A 14,413-nucleotide genomic window follows, 5' to 3' on the forward strand; every position below is an offset into this window, starting at 1 on the left:
TGTTCAGCCGGGGCATGCGCCGGAATTGTCAAGATTCTGTCGAGAAACAGCCTGTCCCATGTGAAGACCGGTTCGTCGCCTCAGCGCAAAAACAAGCAACCGCAAAGAGACGGTTGGCCGGGATATTTTAGGAGGCTTCCCCGAAGACAATCGTCACGATAGTTCCGCCATCCGGCCGCGCCTTTATCTGGAGATCGCTGTCATGCGCCCGTGCGATTGCGCGGGCAATCGACAGGCCGAGACCTGTGCCACCGGTTTTGCGCGCGCGCGACGGTTCCGTCCGCCAGAAGAGTTCGATGCCGTGCGCCTCGACGCCAGCGGGAAAGCCCGGCCCTTTATCCTCGATCGCGACAAAGGCGCGCCCGTCCTGAACCCCGGTCGAACAACGCAGAAACCCGCCGCTCGCCGCGTAGCGGCGCACATTATCCATCAGAATCAGCAGAAGCTGCCGAAGGCGTTGTCGATCGCCGCAAACGGGTGCGGGCTCCAGCGACATATTGAGATCAATGCCGACCTCATCCATCAGTGGCCGGGCCGCTTCAGCCACCGCCGCGCATTCGGCGGCAAGATCAAGCGGTTCGGTGTCTTTGACGAGACTGTTGGTTTCCGCCAGCGAAAGTGTGCGCAAATCGTCAACAAGACGCGCCAGTCCCTCAACATGGACGATGAGGTGGCGAATGGCTTGCTTGTCGAGGGGAAAGACATCATCCGCGATGCCGTGCAAACGGCCCCGCAGGATCGTGAGTGGGGTGCGCAGCTCGTGGGCCACCGCCATCGTGTTGAACTTCAGCCGGCGCTCCATCATCTGAAGTTCCCGCGTCAGAGTCTCGAAACTGTCAACCAGAAATGCGACTTCGGCGATGGGGCTCGCCTTGATCTTTGCGCCGCCGCTGAAGTTGCCGGTCGCCATGCGCCGCGCGGCATCAGCAAGTTCGCCGAGAGGTGCGGCAATGCGCCGAGATATGAAATAACCAAGCAAGCTGCACAGGAAGACACCGAGCAATCCGAAGACGAACACCGATTTGATAAGCTCGTTATCTGCCTGATCCTCCAGGCCCGGCAAAACCTCGACAAGGGCTTGAAGTTGGCGTTGATCCGGCATCATGCCCAGGTCGATATCCGAGAAGGCCTTGGCGGCATCGGGCGACAGCTGGGCGATGATGCGCTCCTCAATGTTGTCCGCATACCAGGAAACGCCGAAATAGACCAAAGCAACGGCAAAGATGAGCATCGTGGTGATGGTGATCGCCGTCATCGTGCGCAGGCGGAGTCGCCAGGGCTTCATGGTTTCTGCTCCCCGGCCAGCCGATAACCGACGCTGCGCACCGAGACCAGATAACCGCAGGCGCCATGATCCGTCAGTTTCTTGCGCAGATTGGCGATATGTGTGTCGATGGTGCGCGCCAGCGCATCGCTTTCCGGCAGGCAGGCGTCGAGAATATCGGCGCGCTGAAAGGCGTGGGTGGGACGGCGCGTCATATGGGCGAGGATCCGGAACTCGCTCAGCGTCAGGGGCAGAACGGCCCGCTCTCCACCATGGCAGACGGCCGCGACATAAGCTTCGGTGTCCACTTCTATGGCCCCGAAGCGCAAAACCCCGCCGGAGCCTGGCTGTCGCGTGCGTTTCAGCACGGCATTCACCCGGGCGATCAACTCATGCGGATTGAAAGGTTTGACGATGTAATCGTCAGCGCCGAGGCGAAGGCCGGTCAGCTTGTCCATATCCTCCGCAAGAGAGGTGACCATGATGACGGGCGTTTCCCGTTCCCGCCGGATGCGGTTCAACACCTCGATGCCATCGAATTTCGGCAGGCGGATGTCGAGGAGAACCAGATCCGGCCTCAACATGGAGAAATGGGTCAGCGCCGTTTCTCCATCGCCGGCTCTGACGGTTCTGTATCCTTCGCGAATGAGATAGGCGTCCAGAATCTGAATGATATCAGGGTCGTCTTCGACGATCAGAATAAGCCCTTTGTCCATGCTGAACCCGCAAATTTATTCATATATAGGCTGTGGTGGTGGCGGGACGCTAAGCGGATGCGAAACGTCGGGCAAGAGCCTCTATCCTCTAATAAAGCCAATGCGCACCGCTTTCCTTGCAGTCTTGTGTCTTTCTCCGCAATGCCTTGACATTTCTGCGGAAGAGAACTGGTCATGCACCAGTCTCTCGCCAGTAAAACCCACCAAAAGAAGCGGAATTGGACCCGGCGGTCGAAATTTCGCGCAAACGCCGTCTTTGTCGTCCGTCAGGCATTTGTGAGTGCTTCCGGCAGCCCCTCTCTGCAGGCTCTGCTGGTCGCCTTTGCGATGATGATCGTCTTTACGATCAGGCCGGATATCGATCTTGAAGTGAGCCGGCAATTCTGGGCGGACGGTTTCACCCTCGGTGAGGACGAGTTCCTGATTGCCGTCCGCGATCTGAACCGCATGCTTCCGGCGGTCTTGTTATCAGGACTTGCGGGCATGCTTTTCGCCATGCCATTTTTGCGCGGCCTTCCACGGCTTTTCCCGCCACATAAGCTGCTGTTTATTATGGTCTTCTTTGCTCTTGGACCAGGCGCCACGGTGCATGCCCTGAAAAACCTGTTCGGCAGGGCAAGGCCGCGGCATCTCGCAGAGTTCGGGGGAGAGTTGTTTTTTACGTCGGTTCTTTCCCTCAATGGCAGCTGCGCCCGAAACTGCTCTTTTCCTTCCGGTGAAAGTGCTTCCGCAGTCGCCCTCCTGGCCTTCATCATCCTCCTGCCAGAGAAATTTCGCCTGATAGGCACCGCAATACTGGCGCCGTTTATCGTGATTGTCTCCCTGAACAGGGTGGCGATGGGGGCTCTCTCCCTCTCCGATGTCCTGATTGCATGGCCCTTGATGCTCGTGGTGTTCCCTCCGCCCCAACGGCCGTTCATGAACAATCGGCAGGCGATAGCCGCGGCCTTCCCGCCCGGGGCCGGCGGGTCCCGGCCCGCCGTAGGACCAAGGCCATTTGCCGAACACTAGAGTTCGCAGGACGTCCTGACACCAATACAGAAAGGGCAGCGGAAAACCGCTGCCCTTTCTGTTTCTTTTGGACCGGCTGCTGAGGCCTTATTTCACCTGTGCGACGACAAGCTTGCCTTCGGCGCGTTCTGCAATGAACTCGATATTGGCGCCTTCCTTGAGCCTGGCGAGGAGCGCATCGTCCTTGACGCGGAACACCATCGTCATGGCCGGCATGTCGAGGTTCTTCAGTTCTTCATGGATGATGGTGACCTTTTTGGCCGCAGCATCAACCTTCTTGACCGTTCCCTTGGTGAATTCCTCTGCGAATGCACTGAGGGGAGCGGTGAGCAGGAGTGCTGCTGCGACGGTGATTTTAACGATGGTCTTCATGGTCATATTCCTTTGTTGCTGGATTATTTTGCAGAAACTTTGAGATCGCCGCGCATGCCGGCCTCGTAATGTCCGGGTTTCAGGCAGGCGAATTCGAACATGCCGTCATTGGTGAATTTCCAGACGATTTCGCCGCTCTCGCCCGGCGCGAGGCTGATCGCGTTCGGATTGTCGTGTTCCATCTCCGGCGCCTTCTCCATGGCGGCCTTGTGCTCCAGATTGGCCTTCTGTTCATCGAGAATGAATTCATGGTCCAGTTCGCCGACATTCTTCACGACAAAGCGAACCGTCTTACCCTTCTTGAATTCGAACTTGGCGGGCGTGAACAGCATCTTGCCGTCGGGCGTTTCCTTCATCGTCACCTGAATGGTCTGGGTCACCTTGGCCTTGTCGCCGGGTTCGCCGATCGCCATCGCTGCATGGCCGCCGCCGTGGGTGCCCGATGCCAGGGCTGGCGTGGCGAGAGCGGTGAGAAGCAGTGCAAGTTTCAATTTGGTCATTCTGTATGTTCCTTGATTTTGATGGGGTCGTTGGTCTGCGCAATCAGCCGTGTTTCATCGGTTGCGGCGTGATCTGCGTTTTGGGGTCGGTGTTTTTTTGTGTATCCGGCAACTCGCCGGTCCATTCCCAGGCCTGGGTTCCGGGCGGGTTTTCGTACCAGCCGGGATCGGCGTAATCGCCCGCGGAGATGCCTTCACGAACCTTCACCACGGAGAACATGCCGCCCATCTCGATGGGGCCGTGCGGACCCCATCCCGTCATCATCGGAACGGTGTTCTCAGGGATCTCCATTTCCATCGCGCCCATATCGGCCATGCCGGCGGTGCCCATCGGCATATATTCCGGCCGGACCTTGCGGATCTTTTCGGTGACGGTCTTCTTGTCGACGCCGATGAAGGTCGGGACGTCATGGCCCATCGCGTTCATCGTGTGGTGCGACTTGTGGCAATGGATTGCCCAGTCACCGACATATTTGGCGTCGAATTCATAGGCGCGCATCGCACCCACGGGGATGTCGATGCTGACCTCCGGCCATCGCGCCTCGGGCCGCACCCAGCCGCCATCCGTGCAGGTCACTTCGAAATCGTAACCGTGCATGTGGATCGGGTGGTTGGTCATGGTCAGGTTGCCGACGCGCACGCGCACCCGGTCGTCCTTGGAAACCACCAGTGGATCGATGCCCGGAAACACCCGGCTGTTCCATGACCACAGATTGAAGTCGGTCATGGTCATGATCTTCGGCACATAGGAGCCGGGATCGATGTCGAAGGCATTGATGAGGAACACGAAGTCGCGATCCACGGGCATGAATGCCGGGTCCTTCGGGTGGATCACGAAAAAGCCCATCATGCCCATCGCCATCTGCACCATCTCGTCCGAATGCGGGTGGTACATGAAGGTGCCCGACTTCACGAGATCGAACTCGTAGACGAAGGTCTTGCCGACAGGGATATGCGGCTGCGACAGGCCGCCGACGCCGTCCATGCCCGACGGCAGGATCATGCCGTGCCAGTGGATCGTTGTATGTTCCGGCAGCTTGTTGGTGACGAAAATACGCACCCGGTCGCCTTCGACGGCTTCGATGGTCGGGCCCGGCGACTGGCCGTTATAGCCCCACAGCCGGGCGGTCATGCCCTCCGCCATTTCGCGCTCCACCGGCTCGGCGGCAAGGGGGAATTCCTTGACGCCCTTGTTCATCCGGAAGGGCAGGGTCCAGCCGTTGAGGGTAACGACCGGGTTGTAATCGGGGCCGGTGGTGGGCTTGACCGGAGCCTGGGTCGCGGCCGTTTCCATCACGGCTGCTTCCGGCAGGCTGCTATTCGATGTTTTCGCCCAGGCCGCCGTGGAGACCATAGCGGCGCCGACACCCAGAAAGTTTCTTCTATTCAACATGGTGATTTCCTTTCTCAATGTCCGCCACCGCCGCCAGCGGCGGCAACCTCGGTCTCCGCACCTGCCGCAGCACCTGTACCTCCGCCGTAGATGGCGGGAGCGAGGCCGGCCTCCGCGAGCCAGAAGTCGCGTTTGGCATTGATGGCCAGCAGGCTTGAATTGACCTTTTCCCGGCTGTCGGCGAGCAGTTCGAAGGTGTTGGTGATCATGCCGTTATAGGTCAGCAGCGACTGCTCCTCGATCTTGGTGCGCAGCGGCACCACGCTGTTGCGATAGTGCCGGGCGATGTCGTAATTCGAGCGATAGGCCTGATAGGCCGAGCGGGCTTCCGAGCGGACATTGACCGCCTTTTCCGCCAGCAGGTTTGCCGCGCGCATATAGGCAAGTTCGGATTCCCGCATGCGCGCCTGACCGGAATCGAAGATCGGAATGACGAATTCCAGCTCGGCATTGCCGGTCGTCTGTTTGTGTTTTTCGCCGTCTTCCAGCTCGCGTTCGGTCTCGAAGCCCGAGCGGATTTCGAGATCGGTCACGTATCGGGTGGCCTCGGTGAGCTTGAACGATCGTGCGGTGGCCTCCAGATCGAGCCTGGCCATTTGTAGGTCCACACGGCGCTGCAGCGCCTCGGCCTCGATCATGTCCCGTTTGTTAAGCGCCTTCGGAAGCGGGGGCAGGCGGTTGGGAATGGTGTATTCGATATCCGCTCCCCACAGTCCCATCAGCCGCGTCAGTTCCTCCTTGGCAAGACGGGCCTCAAGTCGCGCCTTGGCGATCTGACCGGTCAGTTCGGCATAAAAGACCTGCTCGCGGGCCTGACCTTCCTTGTTGAGCGAACCGGCTTCTCCAAGCTTGACGGCAAGTTCCGAGGCGGCGTCCGCCGCGGTCTGTGCCTGCGCCAGCTGGCCGACATTTTCCCATGCTGCTACCGCGCTGATCCAGGCGCGGCGGGTATCCGACGCCAGTTGCAGCGTCTTCAGCGCGGCCGCGAGCTGCGCCTTGCGGAAACCGGTATCGGCGATCTCGACATTTTCCTTGAGGGTAGCGAGCGCCAGAATATTGGTGACGACGACACCTTCGATCGCCTTGTAGGCCCTGAGCCCCGGGGTGCCGATCCCCGTCAGCCCAATGCCGACCCGCGGATTGACCAGCATGGTGGATTGCCATGCGGTGGCGGCGGATTCGCCGAGATCGGCATAGGCCGCCTGAAGGCCCTTGTTGTTCAGGAGCGCAACCTGCACCGCCGTCTCGACATCAAGGGTCTTGCTGGTTGTCATCAGCGATTTGACGCGGGCCTGCGTCGCCTGCGCCTCGGTGCGGTTCTGCACCCAGACCGCCTGCTTGCCTGTTGCTTCGGATGTTCGGGCCGAAACATTGGTGAAACCGGCGTCGCGCGACGCATATTGGGCGGCTGTGACGCAGCCGCCGAGAAGAAACGGCAGGCAAAGGGTGGCCGCGAGTTTAGCGCCGAGCTTGACTGTGCGTGATGTCATGATGCATCTCCTTTCGGAGCCTGTGCATCGTTCTGGTTACGCCAGGGCTTCGGGTCCACCGGCGCGCGGTGCGTGTAACCCGCAACCGGGGTTTGATAGCGGATGGGCCCCGCGCCAAGCGTCGGGTTTGCCGCATCGTCATAGGAAGCGGCGTCGTTCATCAGGGATGTGGCTGTGCAGCCGCCCAGAAGCAGGGGCGCTGCAACCACAATATAAATCGGGTTCATGGATATTTTCCGAACAGGAGATGCAACGGCGCGACGGCGCTAAAGCCGCTCACGCACGGTCATTGCCCAAAGGCGGGCTTTGCCTGTTCAGATATTCGGGGGGCGGTGAAGCAGCGGAGTCTGGCCCAGCGCCTTGCTGTCGTCAAGGAAGGAGCGGATGCTGTTGACGACGGGTCTGCCAGTGGTGTCGTGGCTGATCAGGACCGCCATGCCGAGACAGAAATCGCCGCAGCATTGGGGCTTTGCGGTTTTTTGGGCGCCGCTATCATGCTCGGCGGCCATATCTTTGTGATCATGACTGTCGGACATCATGGCTGAACCGCCATGGTCCATCATCGCGCCGTGATCCATCATGGCGGACTGATCGTGCTGCATTCCACCGGCTTCGGCAGGATGCATTGCGGCATTGACAGTGGAAACGCTATAGCCCGCCAGTGACAGGATCATCACCAGTCTGAACAACAGGGCCATCAATTTCGATGCTCGCAACATCTCACGCATGCTGGATAGAAAAGCTGCAGTCCTGTGATTTGTCAATGGATATCCCTCATAACCATCAACGAAAGCCTTTATGTCGCGCTTGATGCGGAGCCAAACCTTCCAGTCGAATGGCAGGGCGTGCAGTTTGTCCGCAGCTCACACGACGTCGATGAAGGCATCATCGAGAATGAGAAGCTTGCGGGCCTGTGTGCGGGCATATTCCTCGTAAAAGCCCTGCGAGATCCAGAGCGCGGAACGGCCGCGCCGTCCGCTCCAGCCTATGCCGCCGATCAGTTCGGCCGCTGCAAGCTTGCGGCCGACATGGATGCGTGACACGGAGAGGGAGGTCGCCAGCTGTGTCACGGTTTCCACATCGGTCACACGTTTGCCCTGTTCGGGCGGTCTTTCCCAGTCGATCCCGGCGATAAGGCGGTCCATCAGCAGGCCGCCCGCATCGAACCAGTTGAAAATGATGGAAAGCGGGCCGGGGCAGCGCACCTCCGGATGTGACAGAAACGCCTGTGATACACGGGGGTGGATATGGGGAAGCAGGGCTTCCGATCGCCTGATGAAGCGCGATGCCCTGAAGCCCTCATCGAGCAGGCCCAGCGCCTGAAAATGCACGTCGTACCATTGCGCGAGCATCGCCAGCGCCGGGGCTGAAGGCACCACCCCATTGCCCGGCCCGTTGCCGGATTGGTCGACCGGGCGTGTCATTCCGCGTTTCAGCGCCTCTTTGAAGAAGGCATAGGCAACGCTGTGGCTGGCGAGCCCGTGCCGGAGCGCCAGATGGCCGAAATCTTCCCGCGTCAGGGCTGCTTCTCCCGTTGCCGTTTCACAGTCCCCGCATTTCTGAAAATAGAGCGCCAGAAGCGCATGGCAAAGAAGCCGGTTCTGGCGTGTTGCGAAGAGCGCGGTCATCTCGGGCGAGCCTTCGTAGAGGGCGATAAAGCTACCCGATAGAAGCCGCAGCGCGGCCGCGAAGGGCTCTTTCTGCAGCATCGCCTCTATTTCGCAGGGTGCCGGACCGCGGCCATCGGCGACGACGGCCGGTAGTCGGGAAATCGCAAAGTCGAAAAAATTGGTCATGGGCCGCGCTCCGGAATGGGATGGTCTAGCGGCCTTACAGGAGCTGAAATGGCGCGTCTTCTCATTGCGCGCAGAGGTGAAATTTTAAGCCGACGGCATATCCGCAGCGCGGGCGTCACCGGGCGTCATGCCATAGGTGCCGGCGAACACACGGTAAAATGTTGCAAGGCTGTCGAAGCCGCAGCCATAGGCGATCTGTGTGACCGGCAGAGCGGGGAATGCCAGCAGCAACCGCTTCGCTTCCTCGATCCGCATGGAGGAGAGCGTGCGGGAAAACGACAGTTCCGCACCCTCGAAAACCACATGCAATTGCCGAAGCGAAATGCCCAGTTCCTTCGCGACTGCGGCAGGGGTGAGGTTCTGCCGGGATTTTTTTCGTATCATGATGTCCTGGGCCGCATAACAGAGCCCGGTCCTGAGCGCGGCGCGCACCTCCGGCATGGCGGGCGAAAGCCGTCCGCGCGCCGTCATGGCAAGCCGGGCGATATGCGTGACATCGCGTGCGGGATCGATGAGCCTGCCGGGGGCAGCGTTCAGCGCGTTGAAAAGGGCCCGGAAGGGCAGGGCGAAACTATTGTTTTCCGCATAACGCGTCGCAAACAGGTCATCGGTGGCCTGACCGAGCATGACCTCGTAGTCCACGGGGATTTTTAGCATCTTGTAGTGAAAATCGGCCTCGTTTCCCGGTATCGCGTCATAGGGCAAGTCGGAATAGTTGATGGTGATATCGCCGCCGCCGACGGCGTGAACCTGATCCCTGCCGGCATGCAGAAACCCCGAACCCTTGACCTGCAGGCCGATGCAGAGGCTGTTGCCGGCAATGCGGGCAATATCGGCTTCCGTGCGGTTTACCCGGTAAGAGGAAGCGCGCATTTCTGTTGCCACGGCGCCGGCGACGGCGCGCGCCTGAAACGAACCCTTGAAACTGTGGCGAAGATCCCGTGCAAGCTCGATCGTCACGCCAAACAGGCTTTTGCCGCGCACTTCGCGCCATTGGTCGAAGCGGTGTTCGGGCAGAAAATCGTCGGTTGCGAAGCGGACTATGGTGTTCGTGGCTTGATCCTCCCCGACGATCTCGGCGGCCTATTTTTCCGTTGCGCGAAATCGAAGATGAACGAGTGGATAGGGTCGCCCCTGTCCGTCCAGATCGGAGCGTCCGGTCGGTTCGAATCCCAGCCGACGATAAAAACCCATGGCCTCGCCGTTCTGTTCGTTGACGTCAGTGGTCAGCGCGGGATGAAGCGCAAGCGCCCTCTGCACCAGTGCCTTGCCGATGCCTTGGCCATGATGGTCCGGATCGATGAAAAGCGCCTCCATATGCCCTTCATGCAGAAACATGAAACCGAGGACATGGTCAGAAGCATCGACGGCCAGCGTCAGCGGCGCCTGTGGCAGGAAAGATTCGACTTCCTTCCCGATCGCGGCGCGATCCGCCGGCAGGAGGAACTGGTGGGTGGCGTCGACTGCTTTGCTCCATATGTCGAGGATGCGGGCAGCGTCGCGGCTCTCGGAGGGACGAAGTGCGATCATGTCTCACCCTTAGCAAGTGCGGAGTTTTCACGCCATTGGCCGATCCGATCTTTTCCGTGAGTGCGTGCGTATTCAATGAATTTCAGCATTGAAACCCGGCGATTCTGATCCCGCATGTGCCGCCCATCTCTCCTCTCGGAAATTTTTCTCGAAAAAAAGTTCTTGCAAAAAGCAGCCCGAAAAAAATAGATAAAAAGAACTTCTATCTATTTATTTTGAGGGAAAGATCGACAGATGGACCAGATCGTCACGCAAATCGACAGAAATCCAGCCCCGATTCCAGGTATTGGCAGCAGTTTGTCACTCGAAGAAGCAAAAATTATCTATAATTTGCCGTTTAACGATCTCCTGTTCCGCGCCCAGCAGGGGCATCGCTGTCATTTCGATCCCAATGCCATCCAGATGAGCCGGCTTTTATCCATCAAGACCGGTGGCTGCCCGGAGGATTGTGGTTATTGCAGCCAGTCCGCCCGCAACCCCACCGGCCTCAAGGCCTCCAAACTGATGGAAGTGGAGCGGGTGCTGACTGAGGCGCGCAAGGCGAAGGAAGGCGGGGCGACGCGCTATTGCATGGGGGCTGCCTGGCGTAATCCCAAGGAACGCGACATGGAGGCGGTGGTGGCCATGGTCGAGGGCGTGAAGGCGCTCGGCATGCAAACCTGCATGACGCTCGGCATGCTGACCCCGGAACAATCCGAACGGCTGGCCGATGCCGGTCTCGACTACTACAATCACAACGTCGACACGTCCGAGCGGTTTTATTCGCAGATCATTACCACCCGTACCTTCGAGGACCGGCTGGAAACGCTTGCCAATGTCCGCGATGCCGGCATCAAGGTCTGCGCCGGCGGTATTCTCGGCATGGGGGAAACGGTGGAAGACCGGATTTCGATGCTGGTGACGCTCGCCAACCTGCCGGGTCCGCCGGAAAGCGTGCCGATCAACAGGCTGATCCCGATCCCCGGCTCGAAGCTCGCCAATGCCGATCCCGTTGATCCCATCGATTTCATCCGCACCATCGCGCTGGCGCGTATCCTGATGCCGCGTTCGCATGTGCGGCTTTCGGCCGGGCGTACGGAGATGAGCGATGAGACACAGGCGCTCTGTTTCCTGGCCGGTGCCAATTCCATCTTCATCGGTGAGACACTGCTGACGGCGGATAATCCGGGTGAGGACCACGATACGGCGCTTTTCCGCCGGCTGGGCCTGAAGCCGATGGAACTGCAGCCCACGGAATTGCAGTCTGGGGAGACGGGAGGGTGCCGGTGAATCTCACGGCGCTCTTCCCCTATGAGGCAAAGCTCGCCGGCCTGCAGCGCAAGTCGCGGCTGCGCGTGCTCGCTCCCCAGGAGGGGATCGATTTCACCTCCAACGACTATCTTGGCCTTGCCGATTCACCCCGGCTGAAGGAGGCATTTGCCGATGCCATCGGAAGGGGCGTGCCGGCAGGGGCCGGCGGCTCGCGGCTGCTGCGCGGCAACCACCGCGAACATGAGGCGCTGGAAGCGGAAGCAGCGGGGCTGTTCGGGGCTGAAAAAGCAATCTATTTCGGCAGCGGTTTTGCCGCCAATGTCGCGCTGTTCTCCACATTGCCGCTGCGGGAAGACCTCGTCCTTCACGACGCCCTCATCCATGCCAGCGTCCATGATGGTATTGCCGCCGGCAAGGCGAAGGTGATCGCCGTGCCGCATAATCAGGTCGAGGCATTCGAACGGGAAATAATCCGCTGGCGGCAGGAGGGTGGCCGGGGCCGCCCGTGGATCGCCGTCGAAAGCCTTTATTCCATGGATGGGGACCGTGCACCGCTTGCGGCCCTGGCTGATCTTGCCGAGAAACACGAAGGCTTCCTTGTCGTCGATGAGGCGCATGCGACCGGCGTGTTCGGCCCCGGCGGGCGCGGCCTTGCCGCGGGGCTGGAGGGCCACGGCAATGTGGGGGGGTTGCACACCCGCGGCAAGGCGCTCGGCCTTTCCGGCGCGCTTTTGAGCCTGCCTGCGGTTCTTGCCGATTATCTCGTCAACCGCGCCCGCGGTTTCATCTATTCGACCGCGCCTTCGCCGCTGATGGCGGCGGCGGTGCGGGAAGCCCTGCGTATCATCGTCGATGAGCCGTGGCGGCGTTTGCGGCTGGCGGAGCTGGTAAACTTTGCCGGCGAAGAGCTTCGCTCCCGGCTCGGTGTTGCGCCCAGCGGCTCGCAGATATTACCGGTGATGATCGGTGACAATGCCCGTTCGCTTCGTATCGCCGCGCATCTGCGGGAAGGCGGTTTCGATGTGCGCGCGATCCGCCCGCCGACGGTGCCGGAAGGCACGGCGCGCCTGCGCATCGCCATCACGCTCAACGTGGATGAGAGACAGATCGCCGATATGGTAGGGCTGCTTGCCGTTTCGCTGGCGGAGGAGCGGAAATGAGCCCTCGTTTCGTCATTTCAGGCACCGACACGGGCATCGGCAAGACGGTTTTTTCCGCGGCGCTGACCCACGCCCTGCAGGCATATTACTGGAAGCCCGTGCAATCCGGGCTGGAGGAAGAAACAGACAGTGAGACGGTGGAACGGCTGGGGGGTGTGCCGCAGGCCCGTATCGTGCCGGAGGCCTATCGCCTGAAAATGCCGGCCTCGCCACATCTGTCGGCCCACCTTGAGAATGTAACGATCGATCCCGCGCTTCTGATGCCGCCGCAAACGGATGGACCTCTTGTCATCGAGGGGGCGGGCGGGCTTCTGGTGCCGCTGACAGACACATTGCTGTTCGCCGATATTTTCGCCCGCTGGCAAATTCCGCTTGTGCTGTGCGCAAGGACCTCGCTTGGCACCATCAACCACACGCTGCTCTCGCTCGAGGCGTTGCGGCGCCGCGCCATTCCGGTGCAGGGCGTAGTCTTCATCGGCGACGAGAACCGGGAAAATGAGCGCGTTATCGCCAATGTCGGCGCCGTCCGCCCGCTTGGTCGTCTGCCGCGCCTGCCGGAGATGACATCAGAGGCGCTGCATCAGGCATTTGCCCAACACTTCAATCTCGCTGATTTTCTGGAGGCGCCGGCATGAGCCGTTCCCCTGTCTGGCATCCTTTCACCCAGCATGGGCTGGAACCGCCGATGAAACGCGTCGTATCAGCGGAAGGCGCATTTCTCGTCGATGAGGACGGCAATCGCCTGTTCGACGGCATTTCCTCCTGGTGGGTCATCACCCACGGGCACCGGCACCCGGCGATCATGGCGGCCATCCGCGCCGCGACCGAGGCCTTCGACCAGGTCATTTTCGCCGAGTTCTCCCATGAACCCGCCGAAACGCTGGCGCGCGGGCTGATCGGGCTTGCACCCAACGGGCTAAGCCACGTGTTTTATTCCGATAGTGGCTCGACTGCGGTTGAGGTGGCGCTGAAAATGGCGCTCGGCTATTTCCACAATCGCGGGGAAAAGCGCGACCGTATCGTGGTGATGGAGCATGGTTATCACGGCGATACCATCGGCACCATGTCAACAGGTGAGCGCGGCGTATTCAATGCCGCTTACGAACCGTTACTCTTCGGCGTCGACCGGCTGGCTTTTCCGCAAGCGGGCGGTGAACAGCAGACATTGGACATGTTCGAGAGCTTCTGCCGTTCGGGCCGCATCGCCGCCTTGCTGATCGAGCCGCTGGTGCTCGGAGCCGGCGGAATGAAGATGTACGGTGCGGATATACTGGCCGGGCTGAAACAGATCGCCGAGCGCCATGGTTGTCTCGTCATCGCAGACGAAGTGATGACGGGCTGGGGCCGAACGGGAACCCTGTTCGCCTGCGAACAGGCAGGTATTTCGCCGGATATTCTGTGCACTTCCAAAGGGCTTACGGGCGGCTCGCTGCCGCTCGCGGCAACGCTGTGCAGCGCGGAAATCTTCGATGCGCATTTTTCGACGGATCGCCGCAAGACCTTTTTCCATTCCAGTTCCTATACGGCCAATCCGATTGCCTGCGCTGCCGCTGTGGCCAATCTTCAGGTCTGGCGGGATGAGCCCGTGCTTCAGCGCATCGGGCAATTGAAACAGATGCTGCGCGACAATCTCCGGCGATTTGCGGATGACCGGCGTTTCACCGGCATCCGGCAAATGGGGACCATCGCGGCGCTCGACCTCGTGGTGCCTGCCGGTGGTTATCTCGCCGAGGCGGGCCCGCGCATGCGGCAATTGTTCCGCGAGCGCGGGTTCGTCATCCGCCCGCTCGGCAATGTGCTTTATCTGATGCCGCCCTATTGTTCGACGGGGGAAGATCTGACCAGCGCCTTTGACGCCATCGACGAGGTGGCCGGGATCGTCACCGAAACCGCATCGTTAAAATCGCGTGCGGCCGGCATCGCGTGAAAA

Annotated in this window: 16 protein-coding genes; 5 read left to right on the forward strand and 11 right to left on the reverse strand. The window is 60.4% G+C overall.

Annotation, left to right across the window (positions count from 1 at the left end; genetic code table 11):
- Nucleotides 1-127 precede the first annotated feature (127 nt).
- Together ASB65_RS09265 and ASB65_RS09270 are read right to left on the reverse strand one after the other, a co-directional pair.
- Complete coding sequence (locus tag ASB65_RS09265; protein WP_060723768.1) at nucleotides 128-1,285, reverse strand: ATP-binding protein; 1,158 nt, start codon at nucleotides 1,283-1,285, stop codon at nucleotides 128-130.
- Complete coding sequence (locus tag ASB65_RS09270) at nucleotides 1,282-1,980, reverse strand: response regulator (RefSeq protein ID WP_003508360.1); 699 nt, start codon at nucleotides 1,978-1,980, stop codon at nucleotides 1,282-1,284. The genes ASB65_RS09265 and ASB65_RS09270 overlap by 4 nt, the downstream gene beginning before the upstream one ends.
- A 174-nt stretch (nucleotides 1,981-2,154) precedes the next feature.
- Here ASB65_RS09270 and ASB65_RS09275 point away from each other — a divergent pair, with 174 nt between their 5' ends.
- A complete protein-coding gene (locus tag ASB65_RS09275; RefSeq protein ID WP_060723769.1) occupies nucleotides 2,155-2,991 on the forward strand; it encodes a phosphatase PAP2 family protein in 837 nt (278 codons plus the stop codon).
- 87 nt (nucleotides 2,992-3,078) lie between these two features.
- On the opposite strand, the gene ASB65_RS09280 is transcribed toward ASB65_RS09275, so the two are convergent.
- The 9 genes from ASB65_RS09280 to ASB65_RS09320 form a co-directional block, all read right to left on the reverse strand.
- On the reverse strand, nucleotides 3,079-3,363 hold the full coding sequence (locus ASB65_RS09280) for a copper-binding protein (RefSeq protein ID WP_003508362.1): 285 nt from the start codon (nucleotides 3,361-3,363) through the stop codon (nucleotides 3,079-3,081).
- Nucleotides 3,364-3,386: 23 nt separating this feature from the next.
- The gene (locus ASB65_RS09285) at nucleotides 3,387-3,863 is read right to left on the reverse strand and encodes a cupredoxin domain-containing protein (protein WP_003508363.1); all 477 of its coding nucleotides are present in this window, start codon (nucleotides 3,861-3,863) and stop codon (nucleotides 3,387-3,389) included.
- 43 nt (nucleotides 3,864-3,906) lie between these two features.
- Complete coding sequence (locus ASB65_RS09290; RefSeq protein ID WP_060723770.1) at nucleotides 3,907-5,256, reverse strand: multicopper oxidase family protein; 1,350 nt, start codon at nucleotides 5,254-5,256, stop codon at nucleotides 3,907-3,909.
- Nucleotides 5,257-5,270: 14 nt separating this feature from the next.
- Nucleotides 5,271-6,746 (reverse strand): TolC family protein, encoded by a 1,476-nt coding sequence (locus ASB65_RS09295; protein ID WP_060723771.1) that lies wholly within the window; start codon nucleotides 6,744-6,746, stop codon nucleotides 5,271-5,273.
- Nucleotides 6,743-6,973, reverse strand: coding sequence for a hypothetical protein (locus ASB65_RS09300; protein ID WP_003508366.1), 231 nt, complete (start codon nucleotides 6,971-6,973; stop codon nucleotides 6,743-6,745). Before ASB65_RS09300 ends, ASB65_RS09295 begins: the two co-directional genes overlap by 4 nt.
- A gap of 87 nt (nucleotides 6,974-7,060) precedes the next feature.
- A complete protein-coding gene (locus ASB65_RS09305) occupies nucleotides 7,061-7,444 on the reverse strand; it encodes a hypothetical protein (protein WP_060723772.1) in 384 nt (127 codons plus the stop codon).
- A gap of 165 nt (nucleotides 7,445-7,609) precedes the next feature.
- Nucleotides 7,610-8,542: a hypothetical protein gene (locus tag ASB65_RS09310; protein ID WP_060723773.1), complete on the reverse strand. Its 933-nt coding sequence runs from the start codon at nucleotides 8,540-8,542 to the stop codon at nucleotides 7,610-7,612.
- Between the two features lie 84 nt (nucleotides 8,543-8,626).
- Complete coding sequence (locus tag ASB65_RS09315; RefSeq protein ID WP_060723774.1) at nucleotides 8,627-9,526, reverse strand: AraC family transcriptional regulator; 900 nt, start codon at nucleotides 9,524-9,526, stop codon at nucleotides 8,627-8,629.
- A gap of 99 nt (nucleotides 9,527-9,625) precedes the next feature.
- Entirely contained in the window at nucleotides 9,626-10,072 is a 447-nt protein-coding gene (locus ASB65_RS09320; RefSeq protein WP_020810257.1) for an acetyltransferase, read from the reverse strand.
- A 234-nt stretch (nucleotides 10,073-10,306) separates the two neighbouring features.
- Here ASB65_RS09320 and bioB point away from each other — a divergent pair, with 234 nt between their 5' ends.
- From bioB to ASB65_RS09340, 4 genes are read left to right on the forward strand one after another with little or no spacing between them, the layout of a single operon-like run.
- On the forward strand, nucleotides 10,307-11,341 hold the full coding sequence (bioB, locus tag ASB65_RS09325) for a biotin synthase BioB (protein WP_060723775.1): 1,035 nt from the start codon (nucleotides 10,307-10,309) through the stop codon (nucleotides 11,339-11,341).
- A complete protein-coding gene (locus ASB65_RS09330) occupies nucleotides 11,338-12,483 on the forward strand; it encodes an 8-amino-7-oxononanoate synthase (RefSeq protein ID WP_060723809.1) in 1,146 nt (381 codons plus the stop codon). Before bioB ends, ASB65_RS09330 begins: the two co-directional genes overlap by 4 nt.
- The gene (bioD, locus tag ASB65_RS09335) at nucleotides 12,480-13,118 is read left to right on the forward strand and encodes a dethiobiotin synthase (RefSeq protein WP_060723776.1); all 639 of its coding nucleotides are present in this window, start codon (nucleotides 12,480-12,482) and stop codon (nucleotides 13,116-13,118) included. The genes ASB65_RS09330 and bioD overlap by 4 nt, the downstream gene beginning before the upstream one ends.
- The gene (locus ASB65_RS09340) at nucleotides 13,115-14,410 is read left to right on the forward strand and encodes an adenosylmethionine--8-amino-7-oxononanoate transaminase (RefSeq protein ID WP_060723777.1); all 1,296 of its coding nucleotides are present in this window, start codon (nucleotides 13,115-13,117) and stop codon (nucleotides 14,408-14,410) included. The genes bioD and ASB65_RS09340 overlap by 4 nt, the downstream gene beginning before the upstream one ends.
- Nucleotides 14,411-14,413 lie beyond the last annotated feature (3 nt).

It is taken from the genome of Agrobacterium tumefaciens str. B6, assembly GCF_001541315.1.
Lineage (GTDB): Bacteria > Pseudomonadota > Alphaproteobacteria > Rhizobiales > Rhizobiaceae > Agrobacterium > Agrobacterium radiobacter.